This is a genomic window from Rugamonas rivuli (assembly GCF_009380165.1).
In the GTDB taxonomy this organism is placed as follows: domain Bacteria; phylum Pseudomonadota; class Gammaproteobacteria; order Burkholderiales; family Burkholderiaceae_D; genus Rugamonas; species Rugamonas rivuli.
In genome coordinates, this window is record NZ_WHUF01000005.1 from 57185 (window position 1) to 74342 (window position 17158).

The following is a 17158-nucleotide window of genomic DNA, read 5'->3' on the forward strand; positions in this document are numbered from 1 at the left end:
CAGGTTGCCCCAGCATGACATCATCCGCCCCCGTCGCGCCGCCCTCCCCCGACTGGTCGCGCACCGCCCTCGGCGAGCCGGCCGGCTGGCCCTTGCCGCTGCGCCTGACGGTGGACATCCTGCTCAATTCCCCCAGCGCCATGCTGCTGATGTGGGGCCCCGAACAAATCATGGTGTACAACGATGCCTACGCGGCGCTGATCGGCCTGTCGAGCCTGCGCGCGCCCGGCGGCAGCGTGCCGTCGATCCAGCCGGCCGCCTGGAGCTGGAACGGCGCCGCCATCCGCCAGGGCTGGGCCGGCGACAGCGCCAGCTACCGCGGCGTGATGCTGCCGGCGTGGCGCAACAACGGCGTCGCCCAGTTGCCGCTGGACCTGTACTACACCCCGGTGCGCGACGCCGCCGGCCAGGTGGCCGGCGTGCTGTGCACGCTGGCGCCGGCCCAGGCCGCGCCGCTGGCCGACACCACGCGGCCGCTGCGCATGCTGGTGGTCGAGGACAATGCCGACGCCCGCTACCTGGTGTGCGAGACGCTGCGCGCGCTCGGCCACGAAGTGCAGGCCGCCGCCACCGGCGAAGACGCCCTGCCCGAACTGTCGCGCCAGAGTTTCGACGTGCTGTACACCGACGTCAGCCTGCCCGGCATGTCCGGCGTCGAGCTGGCGCGCAAGGCGCTGCAGCAGGCGCCGACGCTGCAGTTGCTGTTCGCCTCAGGCTACGGCGACGAGCTGACCCGCCACCTGGAATTCCCCGCCCAGTCGTTGCAAAAACCCTACGACATCGAACAGCTGCAAGCCGCGCTGGAGCAGATCGCCCGGCGCATGGGCAACACCCAGGCCTGAACGCCACCAACCGTGCGGAGCCACGGTGGGAGATGGGGCTACAATGAAGCTACCGTAAAACGTCCAGCGTTAGCCTGACGCGCCGCCGTCCGGCGGCCGCGCCAGCATCGCGGCAGCATGAAGCCCACATGATTCCTCCGAACGAGCCCACCGACGCCACTCCATCCCAAACCCCGACGGGTGACGCCGAGCTCCAGACCTTTTCCAGCGTCCAGCAGGAATTGCTGAACGCCCGGGAAGCGCTGCGCCAAAGCCAGATGGAATTGCGGGCGCTGGCCGATTCGATGCCGCAGCTGGCGTGGATTGCCGAGCAGGACGGCACCATGGTGTGGTACAACCAGCCGTGGTACGCCTACACCGGCACCACCGCCGAACAGATGAGCGGCGACGGCTGGCGCCAGGTCTACGCGCCCGATTGCGTCGGCGCCATGCAGGAACGCTGGGATCTGTCGCGCGCCACCGGCCTGCCGTTCGAACTGGAAGTGCCGATCCGCAGCGCCAACGGCGAATTCCGCTGGTTCCTCACGCGCGCCAACCCGGTGCACGACGCCGCCGGCCGCGTGCTGCGCTGGTTCGGCACCAGCACCGACGTCGACCAGGTCAAGCGCGTGCAGGAAGCGCTGCGCGACGAGACCGCCGTGCTGGAACTGGTCAACCGCACCGGCAACGCGCTGGCCTCGACGCGCGACCTGCATCCGCTGCTGCAGGAAGTGACCGACGCCGCCACCAGCATCAGCGGCGCCCGCTACGGCGCCTTCTTCTATCACGGCGCCGACGCCCACGGCAAGGCGCGCGTGCTGCACACGCTGTCCAGCTGCACCCCGCCCGGCTACGCCAGCTTCGGCCGGCCGCAGGACGATGCGCTGGCCAGCGACGGCCTGCGCGGCGGCGAGGCGATGCGCAGCAACGACTTGCCGGCCGACGCCCGCTACGCCAGCGACCATCCCTGCCGCGCCACGCCGCCCGGCCAGCCGCCGGTGCGCAGCTACCTGGCGGTGCCGGTGGCGCTGCGCTCGGGCGTGGTGATCGGCTGCCTGTTCTTCGGCCATCCGGAACCGGACATGTTCAGCGAGCGCACCGAACGCATCATCGGCGGCATCGCCGCCCAGGCCGCCGTCGCGATCGACAATGCGCGCCTGTACGACGCCTCGCGCCGTGCCGCCGAGGAGCGCAAGATCCTGCTCGACAGCGAACGCCAGGCGCGCGCCGACGCCGAACGCACCAGCCAGATGAAGGATGAATTCCTGGCCACGCTGTCGCACGAGCTGCGCACGCCGCTGACCGCCATCCTCGGCTGGGCCCAGGTGCTGCGGCGCGGCAGCCGCGACCAGGCCGACCTGCACCGCGGCCTGCAAACCATCGAGCGCAACGCCCGCGCCCAGGCCCAGCTGATCGAAGACTTGCTCGACATGAGCAGCATCGCCTCCGGCAAGGTGCGGCTGGAAATGCTGTCGCTGGCGCCGGCCGCCATCGCCGCCGCCGCCATCGACACCGTGCGCCCCGCCGCCCAGACCAAGCAGATCCGCATCAACAAGCACTTCGACGCCAAGCCCGGCCTGGTGGCCGGCGACGCCAGCCGCCTGCAGCAAATCTTCTGGAACCTGCTGACCAACGCCATCAAGTTCACGCCGCCCGGCGGCACCATCGACGTGCGCATCCACCGCGAAGGCGACCAGATCGCCATCGCCGTGCGCGACAGCGGCATCGGCATCGCCCCCGCCTTCCTCGACCATGTGTTCGAGCGCTTCCGCCAGGCCGACGCCACCGCCACCCGCAAGCACGGCGGCCTGGGGCTGGGGCTGGCGATCGTCAAGCACCTGGTGGAACAGCACGGCGGCACGGTGGACGCCGACAGCGAGGGCGAAGGCCGCGGCGCCTGCTTCACGGTGCGCCTGCCGCGCCGCCACGGCTACGACGAGCCGCTGGGCGCCGGCGACGGCCACCGCGCGGCCGCGCACGACCTGTCCGGCCTGCAAGTGCTGGTGGTGGACGACGAGGACGACGCGCGCGAACTGATCAAGCGCATCCTCAACGACTGCAATGCCGACGTGCTGACCGCCGCCACCGCGACCGAAGCGCTGACGCTGCTGCAACATGCGCGGCCCGACCTGATGGTGAGCGACCTCGGCATGCCGGAAGTGGACGGCTACGGCCTGCTGGACCGCATCCGGGCGCTGGGGCCGGCGCGCGGCGGCGATTTGCCGGCCATCGCGCTGACCGCCTTCGCCCGCTCCGAAGACCGCATCAAGGCGCTGTCGAGCGGCTTCCTGGCGCATATTTCCAAACCGGTCGAGCCGAATGAGCTGATCGCCAAGGTGGCGGCCATGGGGGCCAGCCACCGGCACGCCTGAGCGGCGATGGCAGCCTCGATATTAGCCTGTTAATGGCTGTGAATATTATTGCCACACGGAAATTATTCTATTCCTACTCGCAGACGCGGCAATGTCCTACAAGCAATCTGAAGATCAGTTGATAAACTACAAAAATACGAAAAAACGGGTACAATTAATTGCCACACGGAAATACCATGTGCTTGTGTGCGCCGCAACACGGACGCCTGCGCTATGATCGTGGGACTATAAATTTCTGGCCGGAATGGCCCCTTTGAGACAGACAGAGAATAATATGCCGAGCCGAGAAGAAATCCTGAACGCCAAGATACTGGTGGTGGATGACAGCGCAGACAACGTCGAACTGATGTTGGAGATCCTGCGCGAGGCCGGCTATACCGACGTCTCCTCCACCATGCTGCCCGAACAGGTCTGCCCGCTGCACCGCCAGCAATGCTACGACCTGATCCTGCTGGACCTGCAGATGCCGGGCCTGAACGGCTTCCAGGTCATGAAGGGCCTGAAGGAAATCGAACAGGGCGGCTACCTGCCGGTGCTGGCCCTGACCGCCCAGCCGAGCTTCAAGATCGCCGCGCTGGAAGCGGGCGCGCGCGACTTCATCAGCAAACCGTTCGACCTGCTGGAAGTGCACAAGCGCATCCACAACATGCTGGAAGTGCGCCTGCTGTACAAGGAGCTGGCGCAATACAGCCGCCAGCAGCAGGAACTGGCGCTGCACGATCCGCTGACCGGCCTGCCCAACCGCCGCCTGCTGGAAGACCGCATCGCCACCGTGCTGCAGCACGCCACGCGCCAGCAAAACAAGGCCGCCGTGATGTACCTGGACCTGGACGGCTTCAAGGCCATCAACGACACCCACGGCCACGCCACCGGCGACGAGATCCTGAAGATGGTGGCGCAGCGCCTGGTCGGCTGCGCGCGCCGTGAAGATACCGTGGCCCGCGTCGGCGGCGACGAGTTCGTCATCGTCATGGGCAATATCGCCCAGCTGGGCGACACCCAGGAACCGGCCGCCAAGCTGATCGAGGCGGTCTCCGAACCCTATGTCATCAACGGCCTGACGCTGCGCTTGTCGACCAGCATCGGCATCGGCATCTATCCGGACGACGCCGACCAGGTGGCCTCGGTGATCGCGGTGGCCGACGGCGCACTGTACGAAGCCAAGCGCTCCGGCAAGAACCGCTGCTGCACCGCGCAGATGATGCGCACTCCGCCCCAACCGCACACGATGTCGCCGACCCCGGCCTGAACCGCCGGGGCCGGACGGCACGGCCAGGCGCTTAGTGCGCCGCTTCCTCCATCTTGCCCGCATGCTGGTGGTCGTCATGCGCATCGACCTTGTCCGGCGCCACTTCGATGCGCGTAATGCCGGCGTCCACCGACACCGGATCGCTGGCCGGGAACGTCATCTCCAGGCCGCCGTCCAGCAGGGTTTCCTTGGCCTGCTCTTCCGGCGTGGCTTGCTCATGCTCGGCCAGCGTGGTGATCGCGCTGGCCCATTTGACGAAGTCCAGGTTGGCGAGTTCGCGCACCGTGTGCACGTTGAACGCCTGCGCCAGCGCCTTGGCATCCTTGGCGCTCAGGCCGCGCAGTGCGCTGGTCGGGGCGTCGGCCAGCGCGCGGAAGCTCAGGCCCAGGTACTCCTTATCCACGACAGTATCGATATTCATGATGATTCCTTTCAGTTGGGTAGGCCGCCACTGTCGCAGTCCGCAGCGGCGGGGTCTGTACGGAATCGAACACTCGCGCGGCGCCCCGCAGCCGCGTTCGATTGAACGGCCATTTTTGACATTCATATATGCAATTGTTATCATGAAATGGTGTCCACTACCCACTTCTCTGGCAGCTTTAAGGCCGCGAAGATTTCGCAGTTTCAGCATCGTGCAGAGACCCCGTGCCTAAAACAGAAAAACCCAAAATCCTGGTGGTCAACGATGACGCGAACAGCCTGTTCGCACTGACCAGCCTGCTGACGCAGTGGGCGGAACAGGAATCCTACGAAGTGCTGGCGGCCCGCTCGGGCCAAGAGGCGCTGCGCCAGGTGCTGATGCACGACTTCGCCGTGATCCTGCTGGACGTCAACATGCCCGGCATGGACGGCTTTGAAACCGCCGAAGCGATCCACCAGCGCGCGCGCTCGGCCGACATTCCCATCATCTTCATCACCGCCTTCCTGGCCGACGAACTCGACCGGCTGAAGGCTTACCAGCGCGGGGCCGTCGACTTCCTGTTCACGCCGGTGATCCCGCAAATCCTGTACGCCAAGATCTCGGTGTTCGTGGCGCTGGCGATGAAGAACGAGGAATTGAAAAAGCAGGCCCGCCAGCTGAGCCTGCGCACCACCGAGCTGACCGCCGCCAACCAGAAACTCACGCGCGAGATCGAGGAACGGCAGTCGGCCGAACGGCAGAACCACGCCAAGGACGAGTTCCTGGCCATGCTGGGCCACGAGCTGCGCAATCCGCTGTCGGCCATCAGCAGCGCGGCCTCGCTGATCGGCCTGCCCGGCGTATCGGCCGACGGCGTCACGCGCGCCAAGAAAATCATCCAGCGCCAGAGCCAGCACCTGGGCCGCATCGTCGACGACCTGCTGGACCTGTCGCGCGCGATGTCGGGCAAGATCCTGCTCAACCGCGCGCCGCTGGACCTGGCGGCGCTGGTCGCGGCCTCGCTGGAAACCTACCGCGCCACCGGCCGCAGCGCCGACTACCAGCTGGAGCAGGACCTGGACCAGGGCTGGGTCGACGGCGACGCCACCCGGCTGGAGCAGATCACCAGCAACCTGATCGACAACGCCCTCAAGTACACGCCGTCCGGCGGCCGCATCGAAGTGCGCACCTGGACCGAGAACGACGACGTCGTGCTCAGCGTGCGCGACACCGGCGTCGGCATCGCCGCCGACCTGCTGCCGCATGTGTTCGACGTGTTCGTGCAAGGCTCCAGCACGCTGGACCGTTCGCAAGGCGGGCTGGGCATCGGGCTGTCGCTGGTGCGCCGCCTGGCCGACCTGCACGGCGGCGAAGTCACCGCCGCCAGCAAGGGCCCCGGCGGCGGCAGCACCTTCACGCTGCGCCTGCCGCGCATCGAACACCAGGCGGCGCCGGCGCCGCAACCGGCCGAGGCCGGCGGCGAGCACGGCCTGCCCAGCGTGCTGCTGATCGAGGACAACGACGACGGCCGCGAAATGATGACCATGATGCTCGGCTGTTACGGCTACGAAGTGCAGTCGGCGGCCGACGGCAACGAAGGCGTGGCAGCCGCCGTGCGCCGCCGGCCGGACGTGGCGCTGGTCGACATCGGCCTGCCCGGCATCGACGGCTACGAGGTCGCGCGCCGCCTGCGCGCCGACCCCGCCACCGCCGGCATCCGCCTGATCGCGCTGACCGGCTACGGCCTGGCCGACGATCTGCGGCGCGTGATGGAAGCCGGTTTCGACCGCCATCTGGTCAAGCCGGTCGACATCGATCAGTTGATGGAAGTGATAGGCGCTTGCGTGCCGGTGCCCGTCAAGCAGTGACCGCTTGCCATAGTGCGCCATGACTTGCAAAGCTCGGGTATGATCCGCAAAAGTCCGCAAAGTCCGCCCAGAGAGAAACCATGTCGCCACAAGAACAGCACCAAGAACACCACCAGCAGGACACTCTGCGCAGCGCCGACCTGAGCGACCTGCTCGGCCACGTCCACACCTGCTGGGACAACGAACGGCGCTCGCTGTCGCGCCAGCTGCACGACAGCCTGGGCTCGTCGCTGACGGCGCTGACCATGCACCTGGGCCTGCTGATGCAGAAGATGCCGCAGGAGCCGGCCTTGCAGGACCGCGCCGCCCACATGAAGCAGCTGCTGCTGCAAATCGTCGAAACCAACCGCCAGATGCAGATCAAGCTGTGGAACGACAAGCTCGAATTCCTCGGCGTGCGCGTGGCGCTGAGCGAGGCGGTCGAGCAGTTCGGCCAGCAGCACAAGATCGCCGCCCGCTGCAGCCTGCCCGAAGACGAACTGAGCTGCCCGCGCAGCCACGGCATCGTGCTGCTGCACACGCTGGAGGAAGCGCTGCGCAACATCATCGCGCACGCGCAGGCGACCGAGGTCGACGTCATCGTCGACGACAACGAGGATGAAGTCATGCTGACGGTGAAGGATAACGGCGTCGGCCTGAGCGGGCCGGTGGCGGCCGCGCTGGAACGCATCGGCGACAAGTTCGGCCTGCGCACGGCGCGCGAACGGGCCGCCTACCTGGGCGGCACGCTGACGCTGTCGGCCGGCGCCGAACGCGGCGTCACGCTGACGATGGTGCTGCCCAAGCCGCCGGCAAGCTGAACTGCTAGTGCAGCTTGACCAGCGGCGTGCTGCGCTTGATCAGGAAGCGCGCCAGCGCCAGCACGGCGGTGCGCACCGTGCCGAGCACGGCGCGGTGGTGCATCAGGTGCAGGCTGACGTACATCAGCCGCGCCACCATGCCGTCGACGAACCAGCTTAGCCCCTTCAACGATCCCATCAGGCTGCCCACCGACGTGGTCTGGCCGAACGACACCAGCGAACCGTAGTCGCGGTAGACGTAGGGCCGCTCCTGCGGCGGCCTGCCCTGCCGGCGGCGCAGGAAGTGCGCGGCCAGATAGTCGGCCTGCTGGTGCGCGGCTTGCGCGCGCGGCGGCACCAGCTTGCCGTCCGGCCCGGCGCAGGCGGCGCAATCGCCCAGCGCGTAGATGTCCGCATGGCCTTTGACGGCCAGGCGGGCGTCGACGTCGAGCTGGCCCGACTTCACTGTCGGCAGGCCCAGCTGCGCGAGAAAATCCGGCGCCTTGATGCCGGCCGCCCACACCACGATCTGTGCCGGATAAACGGTGTCGCCGGCCGTGACGGCATCGGCGCCGATGGCTGTGACGCGGGTGTCGGTGACGACCTTGACGGCGCGCTGGTGCAGCAGCTCCAGCGCCGCCGTCGACACCTTTTCCGGCAACGGCGCCAGGATGCGCGGCGCGCCTTCCAGCAACGTGATGCGCACGTCGCGCTCGGCTTTCAATTGGCGGAAACCGTAGGCGGCATATACGCCGCTGGCTTCGCGCAATTCCGCCGCCAGCTCGACGCCGGTGGCGCCGCCGCCGATGATGACGATGTCGACGCCGGCCTCGGGGCGCGTGCTTTTCTGCAGCTCGGCCTGGGTCAGCAGCTTGAGCAGCGTCAGGCGGAAACGCTCGGCGTCCTCGGTGGCGTTCAGGGAAATGGTGTGTTCGGCCGCGCCGGGCACGCCGAAATAATTGGAGGTGCTGCCGACCGCCAGCACCAGCGATTCATAGCCGATGCGGCGTTGCGGCAGCACTTCTTCGCGCTCGGCCTGGCCGGTCGTGCCGCTGTAGATGGCGCCGACGGTCAATTGCCGCTGCGCCGCGTCGAGCGCCAGCATCGGCCCGTAGACGAAGGTGAAGCCGTTGTCATGCGCCAGCATCTGGTAGGACAGGCCTTCCTGGTGCACGTCCAGCGTGCCGGCCGCCACCTCGTGCAGCGACGGTTTCCAGATATGGAACAGGCGGCTGTCGACCAGCGTGACCGCCTGCGGCCCCAGTTTGCGGCCGAGTTTGCAAGCGAGCTCCAGCCCGCCCGCCCCGCCGCCTACGATCAAGATGTTGCTCTGCAAACGTGTCTCCTGTAGGCGGCCGGCGCCGCGTGGTCAGTCCTTGTTGTGGCCGTTGCCATGGCCTTTGCCGTGGCCCTTGCCGTGGTCGTCGTCGCCGCGATCGTCGCGGCGGTCGTCGCGACGGTCATCACGGCGGTCGTCCCGTCGTTCATCGCGGCGGCCTTCGCGATAGGCATCGCCGTGACGCTCGCGATAGCGCGGCACGTATTGGTTCTGGTACCAGCCATCCTGGACGAAATACACGCGCTGGCCGCAGGCGTTGTAGGCGCCGCAGTGCTTGTCCCAGTGCTTGGCATGGCCGGGCGGCACGCGCAGGTAGATAGGCGCGGTCTCGATGTAGCGTACCGGGCGCTGGACCAGCACCGGCTCGCGGTAAATCACCTGCGGGCGCGGATAATCGCCGATGTCGAGGCGGCCGTAGAAGCCGGGCTGGCCGATGCTGATGGAGACGCCGACGTCCTGGGCGAACGCTGCGGAGGACAGTGCCAGCAAGCTGGCGGCAAGGATCTTGGCTTTCATGGTTGCCTTCTTTTCTTGTAATCGTGGCTGAGCGAACTTGCTCACTTGAAATCGTACCAAAGCCCCAGGCGACTATCCGTACGCTAGCGTACACAATTCGCCACAATCTCTCACCATAGTTGCGCCAACGGCAATACCACACCGCTAAAGAACGCCCAATCCGGCGACGCGTGGTTCAATCCATGGGCCATGCCGAAGTCCACGGTCAAGCGCTTGCTGGGGCTGTAGCTGAGGGCCACCAGCACTTGCGCGGTGCTGTCGGCGCCGCTGCGGCGGGTGCCCGACCATTCGCCGGTCACGCCCCAGCGCTCGCTGATCAGCGTGGAAAACGAGGCCGACAAGCCGGTCTGGGTCCTGCCCGTGCCGGCGTCATGCGCACCCAGCCGGGTGGCGTTGAGGTTGGCGTCCATGTGCACGGTGCCGATGTCCTTGCTGCAGATGCCGTTCAGGCTGTAGTCGGCGCGGCCGCTGCCGATGCTGTCCTTGGCGGTTGGCGCCTTGGCGCCCAGCTCCAGGCCCAGCGCGCTGCCCTCGTCGAGGATGAAGGCGCGCTTGAGCACGAACAGCGTATCGCCGATGCCGCGCGCGCGGCCGCCGTCGCCGTCCGGCGCGGACACCAGGCCCTCGCCGCTGAGCACCACGCCCCATTGCTCGTTGAAACCCAGCTTCAGCGCATATGGCAGGCTGTTGCGGCGGCCGTCGTCGGACTTGCTGCTCAAGCCGCCCAGCTCCAGCTCCAGCTGGCCGGCCGCGGGCAGTTGCGCAGGACTGGAGACCGACGGCCGGTAAGGCGTGATGGGCGGCCCGTCCTGGGCCTGGCACAGCAGCGGCAGCAGACTAAGTGCGGCGGCAAGATACGTTTTCATGGCAGCTCCTGGTTAGGCTATGGCGCCAGCGTAGCACGCCATCAGACTCAACCGCTACCCCTTCAACAGCTCGGTGTCGAGCTGGCGGATGGCGGCCTGGGCCTGGGTGATGACACGGTCGGCGATGCGCTGGCGCATGCCGGGCACGCGGCCGGCCGCTTCCGCCTCCAGCAACAGGGGCGTCAGCAGTTGCAGCGCCGAGTCGTGGAAGCCTTGCGCCACCTGGTCCAGCTGGGCGTTGAAACTCAGCTCGGCCGCCTGCAGCTGCTTGCGCAGCTCGGCCTCGAAGGCGGCGCGCTTGTCGCGGATTTCCGTGCGCTTGCGCTTGCCGCCGTCGCTGAACCATTTGAACGCGCCCGCCAGCAGCACCGCGCCGCCGACAAACGGCGCCACCGGCGCCACCACCGGCAGCACCACCGCCGCGCCGATCAGGTAGGCGGCCGTACCGGTGCCGGCCGCGACCACCGCACCGCTCATCAGGGTGACGTTGGCCGCCGTATCCACGCTGTTGACGATGCGCGTGCCCACCCGCAGCCGCGGCATCAGCTTGGCCAGCGTCGAGTGGTGCTGACGCTGGAACACCGACGATTGATTCAGCCGCATCGCCTGCTGGAACAGCCGCAGGTCTTCCTGCATCAGGTGCAGCGCCTGCTCCTTGCGGCGCACGATGCGGTCCAGCCGCCGCTCCATCTCCTGCCCGAACTGCTGGCGGCCCATGCTGGCCCACACATCCTCGTCTTTCCACTGGTCGGTGTTGAGGCGATCAGTGATCGCCAGCTCGATGGCGTTGCCGGCATCGTGCACGGCGTCGTCGATTTCCTCCAGCAGCAGTTGGCGCTCGTAGGCGATGCGCTGGTCCACCAGCGTCAGGCGTTGCAGCACCTGGTTCTTCAGGTCGTTGGCGGCGCTGATCAGCGTGGCGGCCATGGCCTCCCCCACCGACAGCATGCGCGCCTGCTCCAGATAGACGTTGATGTCGTGCGCGATGGCGGCCGTGGTGCTGCCCACCAGTTCGCGCAGCTGAAGATGGTCGATGTCGCCGGACTGGAAATTGCGCGCGTGCTCGACCAGCACCGGCTGCCCCGTATGGCGGCCGAAGTCGGCCACGGCGTCGGCCAGCGAGCGGCCGCGCACCAGGCGGCGGGCCTGCTCACCCAGGTTGGCGAGGATGCCGCGCTCTTCGGTGGGCGGCAGCCGGTTCAGGTCTTCGGGCGACAGCCGGGCCGACAAGGCCTTGGCCAGGCGCTGCGCCAGCGCGCGGGCGTCGGCGCCGTGCAGCGCCAGCAGCGGGATGGTCATGCTGAGGGCGTTTTCGCGCGCGGCCTGGTCGATGCCGCCGCTGCTGCGGCTCAGCGCATTGAGCGCCCAGTCGACGTCCACGCCCGATTCGATGGCGTTCAATACCAGCGCGGTGAAGACTGCGGAGGATTTGCCGTCGCCGGCGATGTCGGTGACGGCGGCGAACTGGGCCAGCGTGAGGCTGCCCTCGTTGCCGGCGATGGCGCCGACCGCGCGCGCGTAGGCCGAGCTGAAGCTCTGGTCGCTGGACATATGCTCGTCCAGCGTATGCACGCTGACCACATGGGTGCTGCCTGGAGTACCGTGCTGATTGTTCACACTTGCTCCACTTCGTAAATAATGCCGTTATGGCATTTTAACTGAAGCGGCGCGATTGCTGCGTTAGCTGGCGAACGGCCAGGCGGCTCAACCTGGCGATACCTCGGTCGACAGTATCAGCGTCTCCTTGATCTCCTCCATCACGACATAGCTTTTCGACTGCGCCGCCCCAGGCAAACTGAGCAGCATATCGCCCAGCAGCTTGCGGTACTCGGCCATCTCGTGGATGCGCGCCTTGATCAGGTAATCGAAATCGCCCGACACCAGATGGCACTCCTGCACCTCCGGAATGCGCAACACCTCGCGCCGGAACTGCTCGAACACCGGCCCGGACTTCTGGTTCAGCGTGATCTCCACGAACACCAGCAGCTTGGCCCCCAGCGCCGGCGGATCGATGCGCGCGTGATAGCCGGTGATCACCCCGTCGCGCTCCATGCGCTTGACCCGCTCGATGGCCGGCGTGATCGACAAGCCCACCTGCTCGCTCAAGTCCTTCATCGAGATCCGCCCATCCTCCTGCAAGATGCGCAATATCTTTCTGTCCAGTTTATCGAGGCTGCGGACCGATTCCTTTTGAATTCGCATGAAAATCCACTGAATTTATCAAGTTATACAGTAACAAATACTAGTGATACAAGCATACCATAGCGGAATATCTGGTATTCAATAATATTCGGGGGACTGTCATGCGCGTTGTAATCTTGGGTAGCGGTGTTATCGGCGTCACCAGCGCCTATTATCTGGCGCAGGCCGGCCACGACGTGACCGTGCTCGACCGCCAACCCGGTCCCGCGCTGGAAACCAGCTTCGCCAACGCCGGCCAGATCTCCCCCGGCTACGCCTCCCCATGGGCCGCGCCCGGCATCCCGCTCAAGGCGATGAAATGGATGCTGCAACGCCACGCCCCGCTGTCGATCACCCCGGACGGCACCCTGTTCCAGCTGCAATGGATGTGGCAGATGCTGCAGAACTGCAATGCCGAACGCTACGCCGTCAACAAGGAACGCATGGTGCGCCTGGCCGAGTACAGCCGCGACTGCTTCAAAGCCCTGCGCGCCGCCACCGGCATCGAATACGAAGGCCGCCAGCAAGGCACGACCCAGCTGTTCCGCACGCAGAAGCAGCTGGACGACGCCGCCAAAGACATCCAGGTGCTGGAAGAAACCGGCGTGCCCTACGAACTGCTGAACCGCGAACAACTGGTCGCCGCCGAACCCGGCCTGGACCAGAACAAGCTGGTCGGCGGCCTGCGCCTGCCCAACGATGAAACCGGCGACTGCCAATTGTTCACCACCCGCCTGACCGCGATGGCCGAACAGCTGGGCGTCAAATTCCGCTACGGCGTCGATATCACCGGCCTGGTCAAGGCAGGCGAAGAAATCAAAGGCGTGCAGTGCGGCGCCGAGCTGGTGACGGCCGACTCCTACGTGGTCGCCCTGGGCGCCTACTCGACCAGCCTGCTCAAGGACCTGGTCAAAATCCCGGTCTACCCGCTGAAGGGCTACTCGATCACCGTTCCTATCGTGAACGCCTCGGCAGCGCCGGTCTCGACCATTCTGGACGAAACCTACAAGATCGCCGTCACCCGCTTCGACGACCGCATCCGCGTCGGCGGCATGGCCGAGATCGCCGGCTTCGACACCCGCCTCAACCCGCGCCGCCGCGAAACGCTGGAGATGGTGGTCAACGACCTGTTCCCCGGCGCCGGCGACACCGCCTCGGCCAGCTTCTGGACCGGCCTGCGTCCGATGACGCCGGACGGCACGCCGGTCGTCGGCCGCACCGGCCTGCGCAACCTGTTCATCAACACCGGCCACGGCACGCTGGGCTGGACCATGTCCTGCGGCTCGGCCCAGCTGTTGTCCGACCTGATCTCGGCCCGCCGCCCGGCCATCCTGTCCGACGACCTGTCCGTCAGCCGCTACAGCCGCGACACCGGCGCGCGCCGTCCGCAGCTGGCCAACGCCTGATACCGTTTCACGCTTTCCCCCGCGCGCGGCCCCTGATACGGCGCCGCGCGCGGCTCCCCTGCCCGCCGCGCCCTCCCCGCGCCGCCGCTTTTCCCACCCCACACTGTCGCATCGCAGCCTCCTGCCGCGCAAAGAAGCCGTCCTCAGCCCATGATGGCGTTGAGATTGGGGCTGCGCATGCGTATAATTTTGATCATGAATAAACTCGAAGCATTCGGCCATATCGCGGCGCTGGCCATCCGTGGTGAACTGGTATTCCCAACCAGCGTCAATGCGGCACTCCGCGTACAACTCGCACTCGACGATCCGGAGTGCCCGGTGGACAAGGCCATCAGCCTGGTGCTGGCGGAACCGCTGCTGGCAGCACGCACCGTCGCCATCGCCAATTCGGCGATGTTCAACCGCTCCGGCGCACCGGTGATCACCAACGTCCGCGGCGCCATCATGCGCATCGGCTACCAGAACCTGTTCGCGCTGGCCGCCGCCATGGTGGTGCGCCAGTTCGGCAGCAAGATCGTCGACCCCATGCTGCGCGCCAAAGCGGAAAAGCTGTGGGACCACACCATCGCCGTGGCCGCGCTGTCGCGCATCATCGCGCGCCAGGTCACGGGCGTGAACCCGGACACCGCGCTGTTCGCCGCCATCGTGCACGAGGTGGGCGGCTTCTACCTGCTCTCGCGCGCCGACGAATTCCCCGGCCTGCTGGAAGAAGATCCTGAAAACTGGCATTCGGCCAGCGAGGAAATCATCACCCGCGAAGTGATGCGCAAGCTGTGCATCCCGGAGCCGGTGGCCGAAGCCATCGAAGGCCTGCGCGACAGCTTCATGTCCATCCCGCCGGACACCCTGCTCGACACGCTGCTGCTGGCCAATCACCTGACGCCGGTGAAGTCGCCGCTGCAGGAAGCGCAGCGCGATCTGCCGCCGCATTCCGATTCCGCCATCGACCTGTTCATCGACGAACAGAAGCTCGAATCCATGCTGGCCGAAGCGAAGATCGACGCCATCGAGATGAACGCCGCGCTGCTGGTCTGAGCGACTAGGATATCTCACCCCACCCGGGCGTAATTTGCTATCCTGATGGCCGCCACCATCACGGAGATCTTGAATGCAGAATGCGCCCCTGTCCTACGGTTCCGATTCATCGGGTCTGGTCTGCGGCTACCTGTTCGGCCGCGCGCCGGACAGCAAGGGCCTGCCGCTGGACGCCGACGCCGCGCGCGAGTGGCTATCCGCGCGCGAGCAGCATCCGCAGGAGTTCATCTGGCTGCACTACAACCTGGCCAACACCGCCAGCGAAAAGTGGCTGCACGAGCACACGGCGCTGCCGGAAGAATTCTACGAAAGCCTGCACGAAGGCCCGCGCTCGACCCGCATCGAGATGGCCGACAACACGCTGATCGCCGTGGTCAACGACGTGCTGCACGATTTCTCGTTCGAGCCGTCCGACATCTCCACGCTGTGGCTCAGCGTCGACAAGCAGATCGTCATCAGCGCGCGGCGCAAGCCGCTGAAGGCCGTCGACGGCCTGCGCAACGCGGTGCGCAACGGCGAGCCGATACGCTCGTCGGTCGAACTGCTGATCCACCTGCTGCGCGACCAGGCGGATGCGCTGATCAAGATCGTCCGCAACGCCATCAGCACGGTCGACGAGATCGAAGACAATCTGCTGGCCGGCAAACTGAAAACCAAACGCGCCAGCCTGGGCGCGCTGCGGCGCGTGCTGGTGCGGCTGCAACGGCTGCTGGCGCCCGAACCGGCGGCGCTGTTCCGATTGCTGCAACGGCCACCGGTCTGGGTGGCCGAGATCGACGCGCAGGAGCTGCGCGAATCGACCGAGGAATTCTCGATGGTGCTGGCGGACATGGCCTCGCTGCAGGAGCGTATCAAGCTGATACAGGAAGAGATTGCGGCGCTGGTCAACGAAGGCAATAACCACAGCCTGTTCGTGCTGACCATCGTGACGGTGCTGGCCCTGCCGATCAACATCATCGCCGGCCTGCTGGGCATGAACGTCGGCGGCATACCGCTGGCGCAGGATCCCGAGGGCTTCTGGGTGGTGGTGGCGATCGTCGCCAGCTTCACGCTGATCGCCGGCTGGCTGGCCTTCCGCCGCCAGCGCGATGTGTCATAGGTGTGGTAGTGCTGAACCCTAATAATTCGCTTACATGATTACAGACCGAAGTATTCTCAGGATGTCAAACGCACTTTGCGCCGGAGCGATTGTGCTGTCTGCATTGCTGGCCTCTCGAACCATAAGCATGTCGTGGTTGCCTGCGTTCCCAATGTACGTTGGGATCATCTCCCTTGGTGCAACACTTGAGTATAGGCGGCAGAAGAAAGCAAATAAGTGGAATGGAGTTGTTCCGCGTCCCCTTCGATACATGCTTCCGGCGATGGCCCTTTTCGGAGCCGCTGCTATAGTCTTTGGTTTTACCGGCATCCTTCCTGATGCTTCACCGTCAGGTGAGCCGGTGCATCATTTGAACGCGTATTTTGAGAGCGGATTGTGTTACGCAGTTTTCAACAAGGCAGAAGCCGTTCAAATGCCGACTGAATTTTGTGAAAATTTTGAAACTCATTTCGCTTCTGCCTTTTCTGGATCTTGGCTGCTGCTTTCGGCTGTGCTCAACTGGGCATCATGGAAATGCCAGGCAGAAGATGTTGTAGCATAGCCGCCCCCTCATCATCGGGCGCGATGTCGGGCCTCGGCCAGAAGTGGCCTGTCACCGCGACGGTTCGGGCCTGCGCTGGGAAGACGCTTCAGGTCGGTAGCTTCCGTAGCGTTGCAATTAAAGACCATATAAGGAACATAAAAATCATGCGGCGTCATAAGATAACTATCGCATTGTGCGCGCTGTTTGTGTCCGCCCCCGGCTGGAGTTCTGAAGACGACGATCTGTGGATTCTGCCGACCGTCATCGCGTGCGTAGCTCAATACCCCGAATTGTCCAATACTCGCCTTGGTACTAGCTTGGTAAATTCTCCCAAACTCCAGCAGCACTTAGATAGAGCGAAAGCCGTCTTGGTATCTAAACCCTGGCAAGGCCGTGCACTCTGTGACGAGCTAATGCACGTGAAACGCGATCCGCAGCGTGACGATCAAACGTATTTCAACAATATGCGTGACAGGCATCTGGATGCATTGAAAGCACTTGCTGAGCGGTTCCCGTACGGCTGGTCTTTCTCGCACCCGCCACAATGACTTGCAAGGATCATATGGCGACGGGGTTCGGCCAAGAGCGGACCTACAATCGCATGCATATAGGTCCACATCGTCTTTGAACGCTGAAAATTGAACGGTGACGTGTGAGAATTGAAGAGTATGTTTTCTTTGTTCGCGGCGCTATCATGTGGCTCT

At 65.6% G+C, this 17158-nt stretch carries 16 protein-coding genes; 10 read left to right on the plus strand and 6 right to left on the minus strand.

Annotated elements, in window-relative coordinates:
* Positions 1-14 precede the first annotated feature (14 nt).
* The 3 genes from GEV01_RS18910 to GEV01_RS18920 all read left to right on the plus strand — a co-directional run bounded on the left by GEV01_RS18910 (position 15) and on the right by GEV01_RS18920 (position 4442).
* Positions 15-842: a response regulator gene (locus GEV01_RS18910; RefSeq protein WP_152807146.1), complete on the plus strand. Its 828-nt coding sequence runs from the start codon at positions 15-17 to the stop codon at positions 840-842.
* A gap of 128 nt (positions 843-970) precedes the next feature.
* The gene (locus tag GEV01_RS18915) at positions 971-3193 is read left to right on the plus strand and encodes a hybrid sensor histidine kinase/response regulator (RefSeq protein ID WP_152807147.1); all 2223 of its coding nucleotides are present in this window, start codon (positions 971-973) and stop codon (positions 3191-3193) included.
* A 274-nt stretch (positions 3194-3467) separates the two neighbouring features.
* Positions 3468-4442, plus strand: a complete 975-nt coding sequence (locus tag GEV01_RS18920; protein ID WP_152807148.1) for a diguanylate cyclase domain-containing protein — start codon at positions 3468-3470, stop codon at positions 4440-4442.
* Positions 4443-4473: 31 nt separating this feature from the next.
* On the opposite strand, the gene GEV01_RS18925 is transcribed toward GEV01_RS18920, so the two are convergent.
* Positions 4474-4863, minus strand: coding sequence for a hypothetical protein (locus tag GEV01_RS18925; protein ID WP_152807149.1), 390 nt, complete (start codon positions 4861-4863; stop codon positions 4474-4476).
* Positions 4864-5087: 224 nt separating this feature from the next.
* Here GEV01_RS18925 and GEV01_RS18930 point away from each other — a divergent pair, with 224 nt between their 5' ends.
* Together GEV01_RS18930 and GEV01_RS18935 are read left to right on the plus strand one after the other, a co-directional pair.
* Positions 5088-6710 (plus strand): response regulator, encoded by a 1623-nt coding sequence (locus GEV01_RS18930; protein WP_328595555.1) that lies wholly within the window; start codon positions 5088-5090, stop codon positions 6708-6710.
* An 80-nt stretch (positions 6711-6790) separates the two neighbouring features.
* Complete coding sequence (locus GEV01_RS18935; RefSeq protein ID WP_152807150.1) at positions 6791-7510, plus strand: sensor histidine kinase; 720 nt, start codon at positions 6791-6793, stop codon at positions 7508-7510.
* A 4-nt stretch (positions 7511-7514) separates the two neighbouring features.
* On the opposite strand, the gene GEV01_RS18940 is transcribed toward GEV01_RS18935, so the two are convergent.
* The 5 genes from GEV01_RS18940 to GEV01_RS18960 form a co-directional block, all read right to left on the minus strand.
* Entirely contained in the window at positions 7515-8825 is a 1311-nt protein-coding gene (locus tag GEV01_RS18940; RefSeq protein ID WP_152807151.1) for an NAD(P)/FAD-dependent oxidoreductase, read from the minus strand.
* Positions 8826-8858: 33 nt separating this feature from the next.
* On the minus strand, positions 8859-9344 hold the full coding sequence (locus tag GEV01_RS18945; protein ID WP_152807152.1) for a hypothetical protein: 486 nt from the start codon (positions 9342-9344) through the stop codon (positions 8859-8861).
* A 110-nt stretch (positions 9345-9454) separates the two neighbouring features.
* On the minus strand, positions 9455-10210 hold the full coding sequence (locus GEV01_RS18950; protein WP_152807153.1) for a transporter: 756 nt from the start codon (positions 10208-10210) through the stop codon (positions 9455-9457).
* Between the two features lie 54 nt (positions 10211-10264).
* Entirely contained in the window at positions 10265-11827 is a 1563-nt protein-coding gene (locus GEV01_RS18955) for a hypothetical protein (RefSeq protein WP_328595556.1), read from the minus strand.
* Between the two features lie 87 nt (positions 11828-11914).
* Positions 11915-12412: an Lrp/AsnC ligand binding domain-containing protein gene (locus tag GEV01_RS18960; RefSeq protein ID WP_008447634.1), complete on the minus strand. Its 498-nt coding sequence runs from the start codon at positions 12410-12412 to the stop codon at positions 11915-11917.
* A 101-nt stretch (positions 12413-12513) separates the two neighbouring features.
* Between GEV01_RS18960 and GEV01_RS18965 the strand changes: the two genes are divergently transcribed.
* The 5 genes from GEV01_RS18965 (at position 12514) to GEV01_RS30940 (ending at position 17002) form a co-directional block, all read left to right on the plus strand.
* Positions 12514-13797, plus strand: coding sequence for a D-amino acid dehydrogenase (locus GEV01_RS18965; protein ID WP_152807154.1), 1284 nt, complete (start codon positions 12514-12516; stop codon positions 13795-13797).
* A 195-nt stretch (positions 13798-13992) separates the two neighbouring features.
* A complete protein-coding gene (locus GEV01_RS18970; protein WP_070272655.1) occupies positions 13993-14832 on the plus strand; it encodes an HDOD domain-containing protein in 840 nt (279 codons plus the stop codon).
* A 73-nt stretch (positions 14833-14905) separates the two neighbouring features.
* Positions 14906-15931, plus strand: a complete 1026-nt coding sequence (locus tag GEV01_RS18975) for a transporter (protein ID WP_152807155.1) — start codon at positions 14906-14908, stop codon at positions 15929-15931.
* Between the two features lie 61 nt (positions 15932-15992).
* Positions 15993-16472 (plus strand): hypothetical protein, encoded by a 480-nt coding sequence (locus GEV01_RS18980; protein ID WP_152807156.1) that lies wholly within the window; start codon positions 15993-15995, stop codon positions 16470-16472.
* A gap of 23 nt (positions 16473-16495) precedes the next feature.
* Positions 16496-17002 carry a hypothetical protein gene (locus GEV01_RS30940; protein ID WP_217428441.1) on the plus strand — a complete coding sequence of 169 codons (507 nt, stop codon included), beginning with the start codon at positions 16496-16498 and terminating at the stop codon, positions 17000-17002.
* Positions 17003-17158: the final 156 nt, after the last annotated feature.

Coding starts and splice junctions, on each gene's coding strand:
- GEV01_RS18950 (WP_152807153.1), bottom strand. CDS start 10,210: ATGAAAACGTATCTTGCCGCCGCACTTAGTCTGCTGCCGCTGCTGTGC.
- GEV01_RS18920 (WP_152807148.1), top strand. CDS start 3,468: ATGCCGAGCCGAGAAGAAATCCTGAACGCCAAGATACTGGTGGTGGAT.
- GEV01_RS18960 (WP_008447634.1), bottom strand. CDS start 12,412: ATGCGAATTCAAAAGGAATCGGTCCGCAGCCTCGATAAACTGGACAGA.
- GEV01_RS18935 (WP_152807150.1), top strand. CDS start 6,791: ATGTCGCCACAAGAACAGCACCAAGAACACCACCAGCAGGACACTCTG.
- GEV01_RS18945 (WP_152807152.1), bottom strand. CDS start 9,344: ATGAAAGCCAAGATCCTTGCCGCCAGCTTGCTGGCACTGTCCTCCGCA.
- GEV01_RS30940 (WP_217428441.1), top strand. CDS start 16,496: ATGTCGGGCCTCGGCCAGAAGTGGCCTGTCACCGCGACGGTTCGGGCC.
- GEV01_RS18965 (WP_152807154.1), top strand. CDS start 12,514: ATGCGCGTTGTAATCTTGGGTAGCGGTGTTATCGGCGTCACCAGCGCC.
- GEV01_RS18975 (WP_152807155.1), top strand. CDS start 14,906: ATGCAGAATGCGCCCCTGTCCTACGGTTCCGATTCATCGGGTCTGGTC.
- GEV01_RS18925 (WP_152807149.1), bottom strand. CDS start 4,863: ATGAATATCGATACTGTCGTGGATAAGGAGTACCTGGGCCTGAGCTTC.
- GEV01_RS18980 (WP_152807156.1), top strand. CDS start 15,993: ATGTCAAACGCACTTTGCGCCGGAGCGATTGTGCTGTCTGCATTGCTG.
- GEV01_RS18915 (WP_152807147.1), top strand. CDS start 971: ATGATTCCTCCGAACGAGCCCACCGACGCCACTCCATCCCAAACCCCG.
- GEV01_RS18910 (WP_152807146.1), top strand. CDS start 15: ATGACATCATCCGCCCCCGTCGCGCCGCCCTCCCCCGACTGGTCGCGC.
- GEV01_RS18970 (WP_070272655.1), top strand. CDS start 13,993: ATGAATAAACTCGAAGCATTCGGCCATATCGCGGCGCTGGCCATCCGT.